This is a genomic window from Acidimicrobiales bacterium (assembly GCA_030747595.1).
In the GTDB taxonomy this organism is placed as follows: Bacteria; Actinomycetota; Acidimicrobiia; order Acidimicrobiales; family MedAcidi-G1; genus UBA9410.
In genome coordinates, this window is sequence record JASLKK010000007.1 from 1 (window position 1) to 19,882 (window position 19,882).

At 66.8% G+C, this 19,882-nt stretch carries 18 protein-coding genes and 1 tRNA gene; 8 read left to right on the forward strand and 11 right to left on the reverse strand.

The window, feature by feature from the left end; genetic code table 11:
- Window positions 1-421: 421 nt before the first annotated feature.
- The 10 genes from QF777_06830 to QF777_06875 form a co-directional block, all read right to left on the reverse strand.
- Window positions 422-498 (reverse strand) — tRNA-Ala (locus QF777_06830).
- A 25-nt stretch (window positions 499-523) separates the two neighbouring features.
- Window positions 524-1,057, reverse strand: coding sequence for a hypothetical protein (locus tag QF777_06835; GenBank protein MDP6911267.1), 534 nt, complete (start codon window positions 1,055-1,057; stop codon window positions 524-526).
- A gap of 152 nt (window positions 1,058-1,209) precedes the next feature.
- Window positions 1,210-1,710: a cyclic pyranopterin monophosphate synthase MoaC gene (moaC, locus tag QF777_06840; protein MDP6911268.1), complete on the reverse strand. Its 501-nt coding sequence runs from the start codon at window positions 1,708-1,710 to the stop codon at window positions 1,210-1,212.
- 4 nt (window positions 1,711-1,714) lie between these two features.
- A complete protein-coding gene (gene moaA / locus QF777_06845) occupies window positions 1,715-2,698 on the reverse strand; it encodes a GTP 3',8-cyclase MoaA (protein MDP6911269.1) in 984 nt (327 codons plus the stop codon).
- A gap of 60 nt (window positions 2,699-2,758) precedes the next feature.
- Window positions 2,759-3,967 (reverse strand): molybdopterin molybdotransferase MoeA, encoded by a 1,209-nt coding sequence (locus QF777_06850; protein ID MDP6911270.1) that lies wholly within the window; start codon window positions 3,965-3,967, stop codon window positions 2,759-2,761.
- Window positions 3,964-4,560: a glycerol-3-phosphate acyltransferase gene (locus QF777_06855; GenBank protein ID MDP6911271.1), complete on the reverse strand. Its 597-nt coding sequence runs from the start codon at window positions 4,558-4,560 to the stop codon at window positions 3,964-3,966. The genes QF777_06850 and QF777_06855 overlap by 4 nt, the downstream gene beginning before the upstream one ends.
- Window positions 4,561-4,829: 269 nt before the next feature.
- The gene (locus tag QF777_06860) at window positions 4,830-5,072 is read right to left on the reverse strand and encodes a hypothetical protein (GenBank protein MDP6911272.1); all 243 of its coding nucleotides are present in this window, start codon (window positions 5,070-5,072) and stop codon (window positions 4,830-4,832) included.
- A 343-nt stretch (window positions 5,073-5,415) separates the two neighbouring features.
- A complete protein-coding gene (locus QF777_06865; GenBank protein MDP6911273.1) occupies window positions 5,416-6,261 on the reverse strand; it encodes an undecaprenyl-diphosphate phosphatase in 846 nt (281 codons plus the stop codon).
- A 17-nt stretch (window positions 6,262-6,278) separates the two neighbouring features.
- Entirely contained in the window at window positions 6,279-7,658 is a 1,380-nt protein-coding gene (locus QF777_06870; protein ID MDP6911274.1) for a TldD/PmbA family protein, read from the reverse strand.
- Complete coding sequence (locus QF777_06875) at window positions 7,642-9,096, reverse strand: TldD/PmbA family protein (protein ID MDP6911275.1); 1,455 nt, start codon at window positions 9,094-9,096, stop codon at window positions 7,642-7,644. Before QF777_06875 ends, QF777_06870 begins: the two co-directional genes overlap by 17 nt.
- 80 nt (window positions 9,097-9,176) lie before the next feature.
- Between QF777_06875 and QF777_06880 the strand changes: the two genes are divergently transcribed.
- Genes QF777_06880 through dxs form a run of 3 tightly spaced genes read left to right on the forward strand, consistent with a single transcriptional unit; the run spans window position 9,177 to window position 12,315 of the window.
- Complete coding sequence (locus tag QF777_06880; GenBank protein MDP6911276.1) at window positions 9,177-9,557, forward strand: hotdog domain-containing protein; 381 nt, start codon at window positions 9,177-9,179, stop codon at window positions 9,555-9,557.
- 54 nt (window positions 9,558-9,611) lie between these two features.
- On the forward strand, window positions 9,612-10,424 hold the full coding sequence (locus tag QF777_06885; protein MDP6911277.1) for a phosphatase PAP2 family protein: 813 nt from the start codon (window positions 9,612-9,614) through the stop codon (window positions 10,422-10,424).
- A 49-nt stretch (window positions 10,425-10,473) separates the two neighbouring features.
- Window positions 10,474-12,315, forward strand: a complete 1,842-nt coding sequence (gene dxs / locus QF777_06890) for a 1-deoxy-D-xylulose-5-phosphate synthase (protein ID MDP6911278.1) — start codon at window positions 10,474-10,476, stop codon at window positions 12,313-12,315.
- 54 nt (window positions 12,316-12,369) lie between these two features.
- Here the strand turns inward: dxs and QF777_06895 are convergent, their stop codons facing one another.
- A complete protein-coding gene (locus QF777_06895; GenBank protein MDP6911279.1) occupies window positions 12,370-13,029 on the reverse strand; it encodes a NifU family protein in 660 nt (219 codons plus the stop codon).
- Between the two features lie 92 nt (window positions 13,030-13,121).
- Here QF777_06895 and QF777_06900 point away from each other — a divergent pair, with 92 nt between their 5' ends.
- From QF777_06900 to QF777_06920, 5 genes are all read left to right on the forward strand, one after another.
- The gene (locus QF777_06900; protein MDP6911280.1) at window positions 13,122-13,850 is read left to right on the forward strand and encodes a crotonase/enoyl-CoA hydratase family protein; all 729 of its coding nucleotides are present in this window, start codon (window positions 13,122-13,124) and stop codon (window positions 13,848-13,850) included.
- Window positions 13,851-13,880: 30 nt separating this feature from the next.
- On the forward strand, window positions 13,881-14,873 hold the full coding sequence (hemH, locus tag QF777_06905; protein ID MDP6911281.1) for a ferrochelatase: 993 nt from the start codon (window positions 13,881-13,883) through the stop codon (window positions 14,871-14,873).
- 67 nt (window positions 14,874-14,940) lie between these two features.
- Window positions 14,941-15,255 carry a hypothetical protein gene (locus tag QF777_06910; GenBank protein ID MDP6911282.1) on the forward strand — a complete coding sequence of 105 codons (315 nt, stop codon included), beginning with the start codon at window positions 14,941-14,943 and terminating at the stop codon, window positions 15,253-15,255.
- Between the two features lie 134 nt (window positions 15,256-15,389).
- Window positions 15,390-17,807: a DNA topoisomerase 4 subunit A gene (locus QF777_06915; GenBank protein MDP6911283.1), complete on the forward strand. Its 2,418-nt coding sequence runs from the start codon at window positions 15,390-15,392 to the stop codon at window positions 17,805-17,807.
- Window positions 17,808-17,809: 2 nt separating this feature from the next.
- A complete protein-coding gene (locus QF777_06920) occupies window positions 17,810-19,870 on the forward strand; it encodes an ATP-binding protein (GenBank protein MDP6911284.1) in 2,061 nt (686 codons plus the stop codon).
- Window positions 19,871-19,882: the final 12 nt, after the last annotated feature.

A 19,882-nucleotide genomic window follows, 5' to 3' on the forward strand; every position in this document is an offset into this window, starting at 1 on the left:
CCAGCTCCCTCCTGCGGTTGACAACCTAGGCGTCAAAGACCGGGTCTGCTCTAGTCAGTCTCGCTAAGCGCCCCCGTTGCATGCTCTGAACTGGTTTGGCCGAACCGGTTCAGAGGCCACCCAGCCGCCGGAGTGATCTTCGAATAGGCCGTTCTGGTCTGGCTGCTGGTCGGCTAAACGCGCCGAGGGGTTGGTCACGGCCCGTCGACTTCCTTGAAACAGAGGGCGTTTAGGGGTTTTTCAGGGGTCTGCAGCAGGGTGCAGTTTTGGGTACGGATTCAGCCCCAAAACGGGCCAAATCGGCCACTCGAGGGGTAGACGCAGCTCAAACGCTCCGAGGCACCTGGCCCCATACGACAACAGGCCTCACCGTTGAGTATCCGGGACGGATGACCCCGGATACCTCGACTCTTATCGGTCATGGTGGAGGTGATGAGAATCGAACTCACGACCTCTACGTTGCGAACGTAGCGCTCTAGCCAACTGAGCTACACCCCCGCGACCGGGGGCGATGGTATCGGGATCAGTTGGCCCGGCGGCTCAGCACGGCCTCGTCGCGCATGGCCGACGTGCCGGTCAGCCCACCCATGAGCGGGCCGTCCATCCGGAAGGGGATGACCGTCTCGCGTCGCTCGGCTTCCAACTGGTGGCGTTGGGTGACCAGCATGGCGTAGCCGACGAGCAGCAGGTCGACGAGGAAGTGGACCATCCAGACCGCTCCGCCTACGGCCACGCCACCCAGGAACGTAAAGACGGCGACACCTCCGAGGGTCAGGAGCAGGTCGCGGCGGCGGCGGCGGGCCGAACCGACGTCATCGGGAACCGAGGTGGCGGCCGAACGGAATGCCCGCAGACGGCGCGACCTGACGCCGGACAGCGAGGCGCTTACCCTCGGCCGACCCGTTGATCGGGCGGCTGATCCGACAGTTACCCGGCTGGCTGATCGACCGACCGAGGCCACGGCCGCCAACGGGCGGGTCAGGACGTCACGATTGCGGATGACGGGCGGCAACAGGACCGCAGCCCAGAGAACCCCGAGTCCCAGAAGGATCAGCATTGACGATGCCTCATTTGGATCCACCCTTCGGTCCGCTCGTACCCCTGTGGATAACGAGGGAAGGTAGTAGGGCTTCCCTACTAAATGGTGGATGTCTACGCGCTCAGCGCGCGAATGTTCGCGCGCAGGGCGCGATAAAGCCCCCGGCGGAGTCACGCAGGGTGGTCGTCCCGTCGCCAGTCGCCAGAGCGGCCTCCCGATTTCTCGTGCAGGCCGAGCGACTCCACGCTCATCGAGCGGTCCACGGCCTTGCACATGTCATAGATGGCCAGGGCAGCCACCGAACAGGCGGTCAACGCCTCCATCTCAACGCCGGTCCGGTCCACGGTCTCAGTCGTCGCTTCGACGTCCACCCAAGCATGCCCGACCACCAGGTCCACGACCACTGAACTCAACATCAACGGATGGCACAGTGGGATGAGTTCCGACGTTCGCTTGGCGGCCTGAATCCCGGCCACCCGGGCCACGGCGAGCACATCGCCCTTGGACACCCTGCCGAGCCTCAGGGCCTCGGCGGTCTCGGCCTGCATGGTGATCCTGGCCCGGGCCACAGCCCGTCGCCGGGTCGCGTCCTTGCCTCCCACGTCGACCATGCGGGCCCGACCCTCGTCGTCGAGGTGGGTGAAGCCGTCTGTCCCCGCTGGTTCAGGCACCGGATCAGCCGCCGATCTGGGACATGGAACGGGCCGGACGGATGAACTCCACCCGACCGATCCCGTGACCGGCCCACTTGGCGGCCACTGCACGCTCCAGCAGGGCACTGACCTCGTCGTCGGTGGCCTCCGACCGCAGCAGCGACCGGACGTCGAACTCGTTCACGGCGAACAGACAGTTGCGGAACTGACCATCCGCGGTGAGGCGGATCCGGTCGCACGAATCGCAGAAGCTCCGGGTGACGCTGGCCACCACCCCGATCTCACCGCCACCGTCGAGGTAGCGGAACCGGCTGGCTGGGGCCGAGGTCCGGTCGATGGGCTCCAGCGGAAACACCTCTCCCACCCGGGCCACGATCTCGTCGATGCCCACCACCGATTCGTGGGTCCAGGCCTCGTCAGCGTCCAACGGCATGAACTCGATGAACCGGACCATCACACCCCGGTCCCGACCGAAACGGGCAAAGTCAACCAGTTCGTCGTCGTTGACGCCTCGCATAACCACCACGTTGACCTTCACCGGGTCCAGACCGGCGGCCAACGCCGCGTCGATTCCGTTCAGCACCCGACCAAGTTCGTCGCGCAGGGTCAACTCGGCGAACCGATCGGCCCGCAACGAGTCCAACGAGACGTTGATTCGCTTTAATCCTGCATCGGCCAGTCCGGACGCAGCCAGCTCCAGGGTGGAGCCGTTGGTAGTCAGGGCCAGGTCCGCCCCGAGGGCGGACAGCATCGCCACCAGACGGCGCAGGTCGGCCCGCACCGTCGGTTCTCCACCGGTGAGACGGATGCTGTCGATCCCATGGCGTTCGACCAGCAGCCGGGCTACCCGCTCAATCTCCTCGAAGGTGAGTAGTTCAGCTCGGGGCAACCACTGGAGGCCTTCGGCGGGCATGCAGTAGCCACACCGGAAGTTGCACCGGTCGGTCACCGAGATGCGGAGGTCACGGTGCACCCGGCCGAAGCCGTCGATCAGGGGGAGGACCACTGGGCCAGCGTACGGCTCGCCGTCACCCACCGCGTCCGGCGGACACCGATTCGACAACCCTTAACCCAGCAACAAGACGTCGACCTCGCCACCGTCGGGTATCCCGTCACCGTCGGGCAACACGGCCAGGCCGTCTGCGGCCGCCATGGCCGTCAGTTGGTGGGAACCCTGGCCGCCCGCCGACCGGACCCGGAACCGACCGTCAACCACCTCGACGCCCACCCGGGCGAAGTGGACCTTGCCGTCGGCATGACGAGGCAAGCCCCCGACGACGTCCGCCCGAATGCAGGTCCGGTCGGTCCCTGTATGGCCGGACATGGCCCGCAGGGCCGGGCGGGCGAACAACTCGAAGGAAACCATCGACGACACCGGATTGCCGGGAAGCCCGAACACCGGCACGCCACCGATCCGACCGAAGGCCAAGGGCTTGGCCGGCTTGATGGCCACCTGCATCCAACGCATGTCGCCAATCCGGTCCAGAACGACCTTGACGTAGTCGAAGTCGCCCATCGACACGCCGCCTGAGGTCAGCACGGCATCGCACCGGGAGGCCCCGTCGAGCAATGCCGCCTCGATGGCTCCCTCGTCATCGACCACCCGGCCCAGATCGACCGCATCGACGCCCAGTTCATCGAGCAGGCCAAGGAGAGACGGTCGATTTGCGTCCCGGATCTGGCCGGGAGCCAGCGCCCCGGGCCCGTCTCGCAACTCGTCCCCGGTGGACAGCACCCCAACCCGAAGTTGACGGTGAACGACCACCGAGAGGACACCGATGCTGGCCAGCACTCCGAGGTGCCCCGGGCTCAGGACCGCTCCGGCCTCAAACACCCGGTCGCCGGCCACCAAGTCCTCGCCGGCAGACCGTACGTGATTACCCACCGGCACCTCGATGGCCACCGAGACGGTCGCCCCGTCCGCCCCCATCTCGGTGCGTTCGACCATCACCACGGCATCGGCGCCCGGCGGCATCGGCGCCCCGGTCATGATCCGCGCTGCGGTGCCCGATCCGACCTCAATGCCTGCGACCACCGGATCCACGCCCGCGGCCACCGTGCCCACCACTTCGAGGACCACCGGCGCCCCCACGGTGTCGGCCGCCCGCACGGCAAAGCCGTCCATCGCCGTGTTGGCAAACGGGGGAACGCACTCGGGCGAGTCGACGGGCTCGGCGAGCACCAGGCCCCGAGCGTCGGACAACGCCACCTCAACAGGGTCCGGCCTCTCGCAGCGACCAAGCACGTGTTCACGGGCCTCGGCTAGGGAGATCATCGACCCCAACCCTGCTCCTCGCCTGACATGAGGCGACGGATGTTGGCCCGGTGTCGGACCAGCACTACCAGACAGATGCCGGTTGCCACCAGAAAGTCTGGCCAACCACGACTGGTCGCAGCGACGCCGACGGGTAAGGCGATGCAGATGGTGACCGAACCCAGCGATGACTTACCCGAGAATCGGGCCACCAGGGCGAACAGTGCCATGACCGCCAAGCCGACAACCGGGAACAGCACGATGGCACCACCGCCACCGGTGGCCACGCCCTTCCCACCGCGGAATCTGCGGGTCACCGGGAGGACATGCCCAAGCGTGGCCGCCGCCCAGCAGGCCAAGCCGAGCGGTCGCCCGCCCAAGGCCAGGCCCAGTCCTGCGGCGATCGCACCCTTGCCGGTATCAGCCACGAACACGGCCACCCCTGCCCGCCGACCGGCCGTGCGATAGACGTTGGTGGCACCGGGATTACCGGACCCCTCGGTCGTCGGATCCACGCCACGCCGACCGGCCACCAATTGGGCCGACGGCACCGTGCCAAGCAGGTACGCCACCACTACAAGGGCCCAGGCTCCGAGCCCGGCAGGAATGTCCACCCCGCCAGTGTGCCCGACAGGCACGGGTAGGCTGCACCGTTCGCCCGTCGACCACCTGCCGACATCCCCTCCTACTGCCACGACCCGACGAGCCGAGGCCTCTCCGCCATGCCGACCTACCAGTACCGCTGCCAGACCTGCGAGGGCGAGTTCGAACTACGCCAGTCGTTCACCGACGACGCTCTAACCACTTGCATCGACGTCGAGTGCCACGGTCCGGTCAACAAGGTGTTCAGCGGAGTGGGCATCTCATTCAAGGGCGACGGCTTCTACAAGAACGACCACGGGTCCTCGGCCGGCGGGCATTCTTCGGAGAAGGCCTTGTCGACCAGCAACTCGTCGGATTCCGCGTCGGAGGGTTCGGGGTCCTCGAACGGAACCTCCTCGGACGCCTCGTCGTCCGGTGGCGACTCGTCCGGAACGAAGGACACCTCCTCGGTCAGCTCGACCAGCGATGCCGCCTCGACTCCCTCAGCGAATAAGGCATCGTCGGGCAGTGCCTCAGGCAGCAAAACCCCCAGCGCTACCTGACCAGGAACGCTCTCTGACGTACCTAGTCCCCCCGGGGGCCGTGTCCTACCCCACCGCTCGACTTCGGGCATGGCCCGCCCGCCACCGCATGGCCTGGTCTCCCTGTGGGCCGTCGACTCGACCCTGGTGGAGCATCAGGAGAATCGCCGGGTATGCCCACGGCACGACGAATGGTCGAGTCGGACCGGTGCTGGACCTCGACGAGCACACCCTGATCGTTGTCGCACCCGCCGACCGGATGCCCTAGGTCGCCGGCGCCCTCAATCGGAGTGATCTGATACCAGCGTTGATGCCCGCGCTGGTCGCCGAACCGTCGCCAGTCGACTAGCGGACGCCGGTAGCCAACAGGGCCAGGACCCCGAGGCCCACTACCACGCGATAGGCGGCGAACCCTCCGAGTCCGATCCGGGCCAGCAGGCGCAGTAGGCCATGGACGGCAAACCAGCCACTTACCGCGGCGGCCGCCATCCCAGCGAGAAACGGGGGCCACCAACCGGCGGGCACCGTCACGTCAACGGCCGACAGCAGGCCCGCCCCGGCTATGACCGGCAGGCTCATCAGGAAGACCAGTCGGGCGGCCTCGGTGCGTTCCACCCGCAGCGACCGAGCAACGCTCAGGGTCACCCCCGAACGAGACACTCCAGGTTGGAAAGCTAAACCCTGAGCCACTCCCAGAACGATGGCGTTGCGGAAGGAGAGGTCAGCCATGCCCCGGCTCGTCGCCTCACCGGCGGTCGCCCCACGGCGGTCGGTGGCCCACAACACAAGTCCGAACACGATCAGGCAGGTGGCCACCAACCACATCCGGTCCCCGAGGTCGTCGATCATGAACGCCACCAGCACACCAAGGATCCCCGTGGGCACCGCAGTCACAGCCAGCAGGCAGGCCGTCCGGGCATCCCCGACGGGAACGGTGCCGACACCGGACCGAATCCAGGTCAGAGCGGCCCGCAGGTACCGGACCACGTCAGCCCGCAGGTAAAACACCGCTCCGGCAAGGGTGCCCACGTGGAGGGCAACCTCGAAGGCATCCTCCAAGCGACCATCGCCACCGAAGTCCTCCCAACCCAATAGCCATGGCACGAGTTCTAGGTGGCCGCTGGACGAGACGGGCAGGAACTCGGTCAGGCCCTGCACCAGGCCCAACAGGATGGCGTGCAGGATCGGCATGGTCTGCGGGCTGGGCCCTACACCCCCGAGACTGTCAGCTCGCCGAAAACCAGTGTGACTCCGGCCGCCCGCATGGGCAGCCACTGAACGTCGTCACCAATGGCCACCAGGTCGGTGAGCATCTTCTGGATGGTCGAGGCAATGGTGAACTCACGGATCGGTTCGGCCAGTTCGCCACCCCGGATCCGAAGGCCCTCGGCGCCCGTTGAGAAGTCGCCACTGACCGGGTTTACCCCTGAGTGCAGCCCGCTGACGCCCTGGACTAACACACCGTCATCGATCCCGGCCACCAACTCAGCCGGCGTTCGGTCCCCGCCCCGAATGGACACGGCCCGAACCCCGACGCCCGGCGTTGACGAGTAGCCCCGGACCGCCGAACCGGTGGACGTCGTACCAGCCCGACGGGCCGTCTCGCTGTTGTGCACGAATCGTTCGAGACGACCACCGGAAACCAGCACGTTTCGGCGCGTAGCCAAGCCTTCTCCGTCGGTCGCCGTAGCTGAGGTGGCCGCCGGGTCCGTGGGATCGTCGACCAGGGTGAGCAGCGGCGAGGCCACCTCATCCCCTAGGCGGTCAGCAAACAGGGACCGTCCCTTCTGAACCGACTCGCCGTTGAGGGTGCCGGCCACGATCCCCAGAAACTGGGCGCTCACCCATGGGTCGAGTACCACGGCGATCCGCCCTGATGCAGGCTTGACGGACCCCAACATGCGGGTCGAACGTTCGGCGGCCTCGGCCGCTGCGGTAGCGACATCCAGGTCCCCCGGTTCACGTCCCAGCGAAAAGCCAAAGCCGGTCTGGGTCTCGCCATCTTGCTCGGCCAGCGCATAGGCCGAAAGGAAACAGCCGGTCTCCTGGCTGGTGGCCCGGATACCGGTCGTAGTGGCCACCGCACTGACCGACGCCGAGTCGCCGTACTCAGCCGACTCCACACCACTGATGCGAGGGTCAGCGGACCGGGTGAGACGCTCCAACTCGAGGGCCATGGCCACCTTGGCCTCCGTCGGGTGGGCGACCAACGCCGGCCTGTACAGGTCGAGGTCGGCGACCGGGACACCATCAGGCTCGGCCACCGCACAGTGCTCGTCGGGGGTGGCGAACTCCACGTTGTCCCGGGCCTCGCCCAGCACCTCGATCAGGGCATCGGCATCCAACGTGCCCGCGTAGGCGAAGCCCTGACGTCCGTCGCGCACCACACGCACGCCGATGCCCCGGGACTCGGCCGAGGTAAGCGACTCGATCTCCCCCTCGTAGGCCCGAACCTCCGTTTCACGTTCATGGACCACGACGGCCTCGATGGCCTCGCCAGGGGCAGCCATGGCTACCACCCGTTCGGCAATGGCCAACAGACCCGCCTCGTCATCTCGTGTGCCCGTCACGTCAGGCCGCCGTTCCACCGACGGTGAGCCGAGAAACCCGCAGCGTCGGCGTGCCGTCACCCACCGGGACACCCTGACCGTCCTTTCCGCACGTCCCCGGTGACCCCATGGCGAAGTCACCGGCAATGGCGTCGATGGCCAACAAGGCCTCCGGGCCGTTGCCGATCAGGTTTCCCTCGCGGATCGGAGCGGTGAGGCGACCATCCTCGATCAGGTAAGCCTCGGTCATACCGAACACGAAGTCCCCGGTGGCCGTGTTGACCTGACCGCCGCCCAACTGGGCCACGTACACGCCATGGTCAGTTCCGGCCACGATCTGCTCGGGATCGTCGAGACCGCCCTCTAGATAGGTGTTGGTCATCCGCACCATGGGCAGGTGCCGGTAGCTCTGGCGACGACCGTTGCCCGATCCCTCGCGCCCCTCTTTGCGGGCCCGGAGGCGGTCCCACATGTAGTCGGTCAGCACCCCGTCCTCGATCAGCACGTTGCGCTGCGCCGGGCGGCCCTCGTCGTCAACGGCAAAGCAGCCCCACTCTCCGGCCATCGTGCCGTCGTCAATCAGACTGACCGTCGGTGTGGCCACCATCTCGCCGCGTCGACCAGCGAAGACCGACGCCGACTTGGCCACCAGGTCGGCTTCCAAGCCGTGGCCGCATGCCTCATGGAAGAGCACCCCGCCGCCGCCCGGGCCGACCACAACTGGCATCTCGCCGCTGGGTGCCGGCACCGCCTCGAGCTTGGTGATCGCCCGGCCGGCGGCCCGACGAGCCAGATCATCGACGTCCACAGAATCGAAGAGTTCAAACCCCACGGTGTGGCCGACTGATTCACGGCCGGTCTGCAGGCCGGTGTCGCCTGACGCCACGCACGAGACAGAAAAGAAGGTGCGGATCTGGCGATCACCGGTCAACAGCCCCTCACTGTTGGCCACCTGGATTCGCCGCTGTGAGTCCCCGTAGCGGGCCGAGACCTGACTTATGGCGCCATCGGCCGAACGGGCCGCAGCATCGGCCCGTTCCAGAAGCGCCACCTTGCGGGCCTTGGGTACATCGGCGGGCAGCATCCCGATCGCCGCCGAGGAGGGGCCCGAGGGGCCATCAAGGACCACCTCGCGCACACCACCGCCACCCGAACGGGCCGCTGCCGATGCTGCCTCCGCCGCGTTTCGCAGACCGACCGACGACAGGTCGGCCGTATGGGCAAACCCAGTGGTCTCCCCCACCACAACACGAATCCCCGCGCCACGATCCCGGCCACTGGACAGTTCCTCAATCCGACCGTCGTCGAGCACCGCCGAGGTGGACCGCCGATCCTCCACGAACACCTCGGCAAACTCGCCACCTGTTGCCATGGCGACCGAGAGCGTGTCGGCCAGCAGACCCGAATCCAGAAGGCCCGTTTCCAATCTCCCGGTATCCGGTATGCCGGAAGAACCGTTGCCGTCAGCCATCATCATGCTCCTGATCCTGTGCGCCCGGTCCGGGCCGGTGTCCCGGTCGGGCCCGGGCGGATGCGTAGGGTACCGCTGTGCCCCCGATGCCAGGGTTGCGCGGTCGCGCCTCCCACACCGTCACCGATGCCGACACGGCGATCGCCCTCCGCTCCGGCGAAGTGCCGGTCCTCGGCACCCCACGACTGGTGGCCCTAATGGAGGAAGCCTCGGTCGAGGCACTCGACGGCTCGCTGGCCGATGGCGAGACCAGCGTGGGTATGCGCATCCACGTCGACCACATGGCCCCCACCGCACCTGGCGTCGGCGTCACCGCCGAGGCGGTCCTCGAAGGCGTCGAAGGGCGCCGTCTTACCTTCGGGGCGACGGCCACGGTGGGCGACGCCGTGGTGGCCACAGCAAGCATCATCCGAGTGGTCGTCGAGACCCACCGGTTCCTCGACAGGGTCAACGGAGACCTCACCTGAACCGTGCAAATCGTTCCCGCGAGGGCCCAGCCCGCATCACAACATGACGAAACGGTGCCCGGCGCGGGTCTAGTTCGGTTTCCCCGGCGTGCAGCCGGGCCGGGCAGCGGACTCCACTGGTGGGTTGAGATCCTCCTCGTCTTCGGCTTCTACGCCGTCTACTCCACCATCCGGAACCTCTTCGGATCCGAGTCCGTGTCGGTGGCCGACGCGCTGGCCAATGCCGAACGGATTATCGACCTGGAACGATCGATCGGCCTCTACCGGGAACTGGAAATCCAACAGGCTTTCCTCGACCACCGGTGGTTCATCCAGTTCTGGAACCTCTTCTACGGGACGTTTCACTTCGCGGTGACGGTGTTCGCTCTGGTCTGGGTGTACCGGCGCTTCCCGCACCTGTATGCGCGGCACCGCTCGACCTTCCTGTGTACGACAGGGCTGGCCCTGATCGGTTTTGCCCTATTTCCGCTCATGCCACCACGGCTGCTTTCAGACTGCGGGACGTTTGGGGCCTGTCTGGCCCACATGCATCCCTACGTCGACACGGTGACCGACGTCGGCGGGCTCTGGTCGTTCGACTCGGGGACAATGCAACGCGTTAGCAACCAGTACGCGGCGATGCCCAGCCTTCACTTCGCCTGGGCCACGTGGTGTGCGCTGGTCATCTGGCCAACGGTCCGGACACGCGCCGTCAGGGCGCTGGCCGTCGCCTACCCGGTGGCCACACTGTTCGCCGTGATCGTCACCGGCAACCACTTCTGGTTGGACGCCGCTGGAGGGCTGGTGGCCCTGGGTGCCGGCACGCTGCTGGCCGGCGTGCTGGTCCGGGCCTGGATCCGACTCCACCACCGGTTGCGCGCTAACTGAACCGGCCCCGCTGAACCGGTTCGGCTGGGCCGCGATAGCGTTTTCCGTCGTGCGCCTCGATGCCCTTCGGTCCCCCGCCGACCTCCGCGACCTTGGCCCAGAGGAACTCGCCGCGCTGGCCACGGAATTGCGCCAACGCATCATCGACACCGTGGACCGCACCGGCGGCCACCTTGGTTCGAATCTGGGCGCGGTGGAGCTCACCTTGGCTCTCCACCGGGTTTTCGATAGTCCAAGGGACGCCATCCTCTTCGACACCGGCCACCAGACCTACGTCCACAAACTCCTGACCGGACGGGTCTCCGAGTTCGACGGACTACGCCAGGCCGGGCAGATGTCGGGCTATGCGTCCCGAGATGAATCGGCCCACGACTGGATCGAGAACTCCCACGCGTCGACCGTGCTGTCATACGCCCACGGCCTGGCCACGGCACGGGCCACCAACAGCGACCGCCGACGGGTCGTGGCGGTGATCGGCGATGGTTCGATGACCGGCGGCATGGCCTTCGAGGGTCTCAACAATCTCGGCCACAGCGGCCTGCCAGTAACCGTGGTGCTCAACGACAACGGGCGGTCCTACGCCCCCACGGTCGGTCGCCTGTCGGAGAGCCTCATCCGAATCCGTTCCAACCCGACCTACATGCGCCGACAGCGCCACCTTGAGGACCTGGCCGAACGCCTGCCGTGGGTGGGCGATCTAATCGAGCGGGGCATCAATGCCACCAAGGCCGCGCTGCGCGAGATGTTCGAGCCGACGGCGTTCTTCGAGGCGCTTGGCGTCCACTATCTGGGCCCGTTCGACGGCCACAACATCGCCGAGGTCGAAGACGCCCTGACCAACGCTGCCGAGTTCGACGGACCGGTCGTGGTCCACGTGCTGACCCAGAAGGGTCGAGGCCACGCCCCAGCCGAACAGGATCCGATCAAACACATGCACGACACGGGTGGCGTGAAGCCCGGCAGCTACACCGAAGCGTTTACCGAATCGCTCCTCAAGGCCGCCGAGTCCCACCCGGAGTTGGTCGCCATCACCGCGGCGATGCCTGATTCCACAGGCCTCCTTCCGTTCCGCGACCGTTTCCCCGACCGCTGTTTCGACGTGGGCATCGCAGAACAGCACGCGGTGACCGCGGCAGCCGGCATGGCCATGGGCGGCCTTCGCCCAGTGATCGCCCTGTACGCCACGTTCCTGAGCCGGGCCTTCGATCAGACCAACCTTGACGTCGGCCTCCACGGCCTCCCGGTCGTGTTCTGTCTGGACCGGGCGGGCATCACAGGCGACGACGGCCCCTCGCACCACGGGGTGCTGGACATGGTCTTGTTGTCCCGGGTGCCGGGGATGACGGTGCTGGCCCCGTCCTCCTATCAGGAGCTGCAGCAGATGTTCGAGGACACGATGGCCATCACCGACGGCCCGGTGGCCATCCGCTGGTCCAAGACGCCGGCCCCCCACGTAGGCTGGGACGAGGTGGGACGGGGTCTGGCCGCCCGCCAAGTTCGAGCCGGGGACGGTCAGGTGTGCCTGCTGGGTGCCGGGAAGATGCTGGCCGCCGCCCTGGCCGCGGCCGACGAACTGGCCACCGACGGCATCGACGCCACCGTGTGGGATCCGCGGTGCATCCGGCCACTCGACGACAAAATGCTGGACAACGCTGCCGAACACCGGCTCGTGGTCACCATCGAGGACGGATTCCGTGAGGGCGGATTCGGCACCGGGGTGCTGGATGCCCTGGCGGCGCGGCCGCCACGGGCCGAAACGCCGATGCCGCGTGTCGCTGTACTAGGCGTACCGGTGGCCCACCACGCCCACGGTCCGGCCGACGCGCTGCTGGCGTCGTTTGGCCTCGACGGTCCCGGCGTAGCCGCTTCCGTCCGTTTCCGCCTCGGCTAAGCCCAGCGGAACCTCTCAGGACCGGCCATTCCGACGCCGGTACGGAGCAGCGATTCAGGAATAGAAGGGGTTGTCGCCCGCCGAGTGATCGGTGGCGTCCACCACATCGGTGATCTCCGGCACGGCCTCGACAATGGCCCGCTGGATCCCCTCGGTGAGGGTGGCCTGGCTCATCGAACAACCCTGGCAGCCGCCACCCATTGTCACGTACGCCGTATGGGTATCGACCCCGATGAGGGTCGCAAAACCACCATGGGAGGCCAGCATCGGATTAACCGTCTTCTCGAGGAGTTGCTCGATGCGCTCGGGCACCTCACCGGTCAACTCCAACTCACCCACGTCCCCCAACGGGTTGGGACGGTTGGGGTTACGGATCACCAGCCCGCCCTGCACCGGGTTACTGGGCAGGTCGAGGGTGGCGCCAGCCAACTTGGAGCGACTCTCATCACCCACCGCCATGTCGAGGGTCGCGCCGGTCTTTCCATCAGCGTCTGCACTGACCGTCCAGCGGTGACAATCGTCGGGCAACTCGACGATTGGGACGAAGGCCAGGTCATAGACGTAGTCCACGCCTGACACGCCGGTCACGTCGATCAGGAGGGACAGCGTGGTGGGGTCTTCGCCGTCGTCCTGCGAGTCGCGGACCTCCAGCACCTTGTTCAGCGCACCGTCGCTGACCTCCATGACCCGTTCCGTGGTGAGAATGTCGCCCATGGGGCAATGGTACCGGTGGCTTTTCTCTGGCGGGCCGTCATCTGGCTGGCCGGTTGGGACGACCATCAGCCTCCACCAGTAGGTTCGCCGCCATGAGCGACGAGACGACCCCGACTCCAGTGACCATCCAGTACACGGACGGCCCGACCGACGCAGGCGTAGCGGTCATCACCATGGACGACGGCAAGGCCAACGCACTGGGCCACGACCTTCTAGGCGCGCTTCTGGCTGCGCTGGACGAGGTGGATGCCTCCGGTGCCGACGCGGTGGTCATCGTCGGTCGACCTGGCCGGTTCTCGGCCGGCTTCGATCTATCGGTCATGAAGGCCGGTGGCAACGGACCTAAGGAGATGCTGGCCGCCGGCGTCGATGTGTTCCTCCGGATCTACCAGTTCCCCCGACCGGTCGTCGTGGCCTGCACCGGACATGCCATCGCGGCGGGTGCCATCATCCTGATGTCGTCGGACCTCCGGGTCGGTACGGCCGGCGAGTTCAAGATCGGCATGCCCGAATTGACCATCGGTATGCCGCTCCCCTTCTTCGCCACCGAGTTGATGCGGGATCGCCTGTCCAAGCGCCATGTGGCAAGGGCGACTCTGGGTCAGATGTACGACCCCGAGACGGCAATCGACGCGGGCTACCTGGATGAGGTGGTCAATGCCGAGGATCTCCTCGACACTGCGGTGGCCCACGCCCGGGTCGCCGGCGGAGTCGGCCGCGGTGCGATGAAGCGCACCCGCATTACCACCCGCGGCGTGATTGCCGATGCTGTCCGCTCCGGGTTGGCCGAGGACCTGTCGCACTTCGTAGTCGAGGGCTGAGGCCTCGAACCCGAACCCAGGGGTTACCCGATGATCGACGATTCCGGAGAGTACGAAGCACTGCTGCTCGTGGCCTTCGGGGGACCGGAGTCGATCGACGACGTGGATCCATTCCTGGCCCGGGTCACGGCTGGACGACCCATTCCCCCGGAACGACTGGCCCAGGTTGCCGACCGCTACCGCTCCGTCGGTGGCCGTTCGCCGCTAAACGCAAGGTTGCGAACCCTGCAGGCGAGGGTGGCGGAGCGACTGGTCGACCGTGGTGTCAACACGCCGGTCTTCTGGGGGAACCGCAACGCCGCTCCCCTGCTGGTCGACACCATCGCCGAGATGCGCGACGCCGGCGTGCGCCGGGCGGTGGCCTGGGTGGCGTCGCCCTACGCCTCCTACAGCACTTGCCGCCAGTACATCGAGAACATCGAGACGGCCCAGACCGCCGTGGGGGCCGACGCCCCGGTTGTCGACCGTATTGGTAGCCACCACGATCACCCGGGTCTGATCGAACCGGCAGCGGATCGACTCGCCGAGGCGCTCGACCGACTGCCTGCCGACCGTCGCGACCGGGCGCACCTCCTCTTTTCAGCCCACAGCATCCCGAGCACCATGGCCGCCAACTGCGACTACGTAGCCCAACTTCACGAGGTAGCCCGGCTGGTTGCCCAGCGGGTGGATCCAGCCGGTCGCTACAACCGCGAACTGGTTTGGCAGTCCCGAAGCGGTTCACCCCAGACCTCATGGCTGGAACCCGACGTGGGCGACCGGATCGATGCTCTGGCAGTGGCCGGTGTGGATGCCGTGGTGGTCTCGCCCATCGGTTTCCCAGTAGAGAACTTCGAGATCGTCTGGGACCTCGACGTGGAGGCCGCCGCCCGAGCTGAACGGGCCGGCGTGGCCTTCCAGCGGGCCGGCGCGATTGATGACGACCCGCGCTTCATAGACATGGTCGTCGACCTGTTTCTGGGACACGACCCGGCGTCGGTCCGGACCTGCCGAACCGACTGCTGTCTGCCGCCCCCTCACTGACCCTGCGCCGCTCCTCGACCGGAGACATCCCCGAACAGCCCGCCCGGAACGGGTATTTTCAGAGGTGATGAACCACGCCCGCATCGCCACGGAAGCCCTCCGTTTTCGTCTGGGAACGTTCTCCGCCCGGGTCGATTCACCACCCGGCCTCAACGCCGACGAAGCCGGTGCTCTGCTCGTGGCCTGCGGTGACCCCGGGGTGGACCATGCCCTCCGGATGGTTGGTGAAACCTGGTGTCAGGCCGGCCTCACACCGGATCACATCGACCACCCGTGGACGGCCGGTGAAGCCGCCCGGCTCCGCTCGGTCGGCGGGTCTGCACTCTTGGATGCCCTCGACGAGCTTGTCACCGGCGTCACCCGCTGCCGCGTCCGCGGCTGAACTGACCTCAGCCTCCTTCTGCCGCGGCCCACCGGGCCCGCGCCTGTACGGTCGCCAGCGGGCCACCAATCGCTGTCACACCCCTACGACAGACTGCCCGTCGACCAAACAGACCAGGATCACCGACCGCACCCATGGGCAAGCAGCAGAAGCTCATACCCGACGAGATGGACTACGCCCGCGAGATCGTCGATGTCTCCGTCGCGCAGGAGATGAAGGAGTCCTTCCTCGCCTACTCCTTGTCGGTTATCACGTCGCGGGCCATCCCCGACATTCGTGACGGGCTCAAGCCGGTGCAACGCCGAATCCTCTACTCCATGCTCCGCATGGGCATCCGGCCCGATACCCCGCACCGCAAAAGTGCCCGGGTGGTCGGCGACACCATGGGTCGATACCACCCGCACGGCGACTCGGCGATCTACGACGCCCTGGTTCGCATGGGCCAGTCATTCTCCCGGGGCATGACTCTGATCGACCCCCAGGGCAACTTCGGTTCGCTGGACGACCCGCCGGCCGCACCCCGCTACACCGAGTGCCGGCTCAGCGAAGCCGCCATGGCCATGGTCCGCGAGCTCGATGAGGACACGGTGGGCTTCCGACCGACCTACGACGGCGAGTCCACCGAACCCACCCACCTCCCCGCGCTGCTCCCCAACCTGTTGTTGAACGGCACCACCGGGATCGCCGTGGGAATGGCCACCAACATGCCCACCCACAACCTGGCCGAGATCCATGCCGCGGTCACTCTCGTCATGAAGCAGCGACGACCCAAGCCGACGGTCGACGAGTTGCTGGCCGTCCTCCCCGGTCCGGACTTCCCCAGTGGGGGCATCGTGGTCGACGACGGCATCCGCGACGCCTACGCCTCCGGCCGGGGTTCGATCCGGATCCGCGCCCGGGCCCACGTCGAGGAAGCCGGGAAGGGCCGCCAGGCCATCGTGGTCACCGAGTTGCCCTACTTGGTGGGCCCCGAGCGGGTAATCAGCAAGCTCAAGGAGTTAAACGAAGCCGGGAAGGTGGCGGGGATCGCCGATTTCAAGAACCTCTCGGACCGTCACACCGGGCTCCGACTCCAGGTCACGGTCAAGCCGGGGCACAACCCCCAAGCGGTGCTTGGCGAGCTGTACCGCCTGACTCCCATGGAAGAGTCCTTCGGCATCAACAACGTGGTGCTGGTCGATGGCGAACCCCGCACCGTCGGCCTGTACGACCTGTGCCGCCACTACATCGACCACCGGCTCGAGGTCGTCGTCCGCCGGACGGCCTACCGTCGGGATCGTGCCGAGGAGCGGCTTCACATCGTGGCCGGCCTGCTGGTGGCCCTCCAAGCCATCGACGAGGTGGTCACCATCATCCGTGGTTCGGAGGACACGGCGACAGCCCGCGACGCCCTCATGGAACGGTTCTCGCTCAGCCGCGTCCAGACCGACCACATCCTGGACATGCCGCTCAAACGGCTCACCGCCCTAGAGGTCCGTCGCCTGGAGGACGAACGGGCGGAGCTCGAGGCGGCCATTGCCGGGCACACCAAGCTCCTCGAGTCCGAAGCTCGCCAACGCACGCTGGTGCTTAACGAGTTGGGTGAGGCCGTCAAGCAGTTCGGTCGGGATCGCAGTACCGAGATCGTGAACCCTGATGACCTCCCGGTGTTCGATTCCATCGAGGTGGCCGATGATGTGGTCGACGAGCCCTGCGTGGTCACGCTCTCCACCTCCGGACAAATCGGGCGGCTGCCGGCGGAGGGGGCCAAGCGGGCCACGCCGGGCCGCCACGACGTGCTGGTCGCCCAGCTGCTGACCCGAACCACGTCCACGGTTACCGCGGTCACGTCCGAGGGTCGGGCCCTGCAGGTCCTGCCCGCCGAACTGGCCGACGGCGAGGGCCGGGCCCGGGGAGCCGGCGCCGCCCAAGCCTTCGGTACAAACCGAGGCGAGATCATCCACACCGTGGTGGCCGACGGTGACGAACACCTCGTGGTGGTCTCCGCCCAAGGCGCAGCCAAGCGCCTCACCATGGCCGAGGTTCGTGAAACCCGAGGCGGGAAGACGATCATGAAGCTCAAGGCCGGCGATCGAGTGGCCGCCGCGTTCACCGCTCCCGACGGTATCGACGTGGTCTTCGTGGCTTCCGACGGCCAGGTACTACGAACCGCAGTCGACGGCATCAGCGTCCAGGGGCGGGGTGCGAGCGGCGTCGCCGGGATGAAACTCCGCGATGGGGCCACCGTGGTCGCCGCGGCCGCCGCCCTCGGTGACGACACTCTGGTGACCGTCACCGACGACTCCTCAGTGAAGGCCACGCCGCTGTCCGAACTAGAGGCCAAGGGTCGTGGCGGTATTGGTGTCCGGGTCTCACGCCTAGCCGACGGCGCCTCACTCAGCACGGCCCACGTGGGGCCCACCATCGGCCTGCTGGCCATCATGACCAGCGACGACGACGCGAAGAAGCCCGACCCCACACCGGTACCGCTCATGTTGGAGGCCACGAAGCGTGACCTGGTGAGCGCTGCGTCGGAACGACAGATCCTGGCCATCGGGCCGCCGAGGTGGTGACAGTGGCCGCCGCGCAATCCAAGAGCAGGTCAAAGGGATCGGGCTACGACGCCGATGCCATCCAGACCCTCGAGGGGTTGGATGCCGTGCGAAAACGGCCCGGCATGTACATCGGCGGCACCGGCGGACCGGGACTCATGCACCTGGTCTGGGAGCTGCTCGACAACGCGGTCGACGAAGCTGCCGCCGGATTCGCCCGCAAGATCGATATCACCCTGCACCGCGACCACTCCGTGGAGGTAGCCGACGACGGCCGGGGCATCCCAATTGACCGCCACGCCAAGCGGAAGATCTCGGCGCTGGAGGTCGTCCTGACCGAGCTGCACGCCGGAGGCAAGTTCGGTGGTGGCGCCTACGGCGCATCGGGTGGCCTCCACGGTGTAGGCGCCTCGGTGGTCAACGCCCTGTCCACCAAACTGGTGGCTCAGGTCGACCGTGACGGCCACACCCACGAACTCTCGTTCAAGGAACGAGTGGCCGGCCACTTCTCCGGCTCGGCCTTCAAGGCCAGCCACGATCTGGCCAAGGTCAAGCGCCTCTCCAAGAACAAGACGGGCACCCGCATACGCTTCTGGCCCGACCGGGAGATCTTTGACGAGGACGCCCACGTCGATGCCAAGGAAATCCGCGAACGGATCGTGCAGTCGTGCTTCCTCGTGCCGGGCGTGAAGGTCGTCCTAGTCGACAAACGAGCAGGCGGCGCCGAGCCGTTCGAGTTCGTGTCCCGAGGCGGCCTGGCAGACCTCGTTGACCACCTATCGGTCGGCGACAACGCCTGCGAGATCATCACCCTGTCGGGCATCTCGGAGTTCACCGAACGGGTTCCGGTCAACGGGAAGATGAGCGATGTCGACCGGGAATGCACCGTCGAGGTCGCCCTTCGGTGGGTCAAGGGCTACGACCCCCGGGTCGAGTCGTTCGTGAACACCATTCCAACCAGCCACGGTGGTACGCACTCGGCGGGCTTCGATCGGGCACTCACCCGGGCCGTCAACGACGTTCTCCTCAAGGACACCCGAAAGCTGGCCAAGCTGGCCAAGGAGAACAAGCACCGGGCTACCAAGGATGACGTTCAGGAGGGTCTGGTTGCTGCGCTCAAGGTGGTGTTCCCCGAACCACAGTTCCGGGGCCAGACCAAGCAGGAGCTAGGAACCCCGGCCGTTGAGAAAATCGTCTACGAGGTGGTCAAGGGCGGCCTCACCGACTGGTTCAGCGGTGGCGGGCCCAAGACCCACATCAACGCGGTGCGCGACAAGTTGACCAACGCGGTGATCAACCGGGTGACGTCCAAGCAGATGCTGGAGACCCGCCGCAAGGCTGCCAGCATGGGTTCGACCGGGATGCCCGACAAGTTGGCCGACTGCCGGACTCACGGCCCGGACTCCGAACTCATCATCGTGGAGGGCGACTCGGCCGCCGGACCAGCGAAGGCAGGTCGAAACTCGGCGAACACAGCCATTCTTCCCCTGCGAGGCAAGGTGGTGAACGCCGGGAAGGCCACCCTCAAGCAGGTCCTCGACAACGCTGAGGCCCAGGCCCTCTTCACAGCCATCGGGGCGGGATCGGGTAACGACTTTGATATTGACGCGGCGCGCTACGGACGCATCGTCATCCTCTGCGACGCCGACGTGGACGGCAGCCACATCCGATGCCTGCTCCTCACCCTCATCCACAAGTACATGTGTCCTCTCCTCACCGAAGGTCGGGTCTTTGCCGCCCAGCCACCGCTGTACTCACTCCGGGTCGGCGACACCGTCCACCGGGCGTTCACCGATGAGGAGCGCGACGAGATCACGGCATCGCTGGCAAAGGGTGGACGCAACGTCGAGAACCTCCGGTGGAACCGCTTCAAAGGTCTGGGTGAGATGAACGTCGAGGAGCTTGCCGAGTGTGCGCTCGATCCGGAAACCCGGGTCCTCAAGCGGCTCACCATGGAGGACGGCAAGGCGGCGGCCGACGCGGCAAACCTTTTCGAGATTCTCATGGGTGCCGATGTCACTCAGCGCCGTGACTACCTCATTGCCAACAGCACCCTGCTGGACCCCGCCGCACTCGACGTCTAGGAACCCTCAACC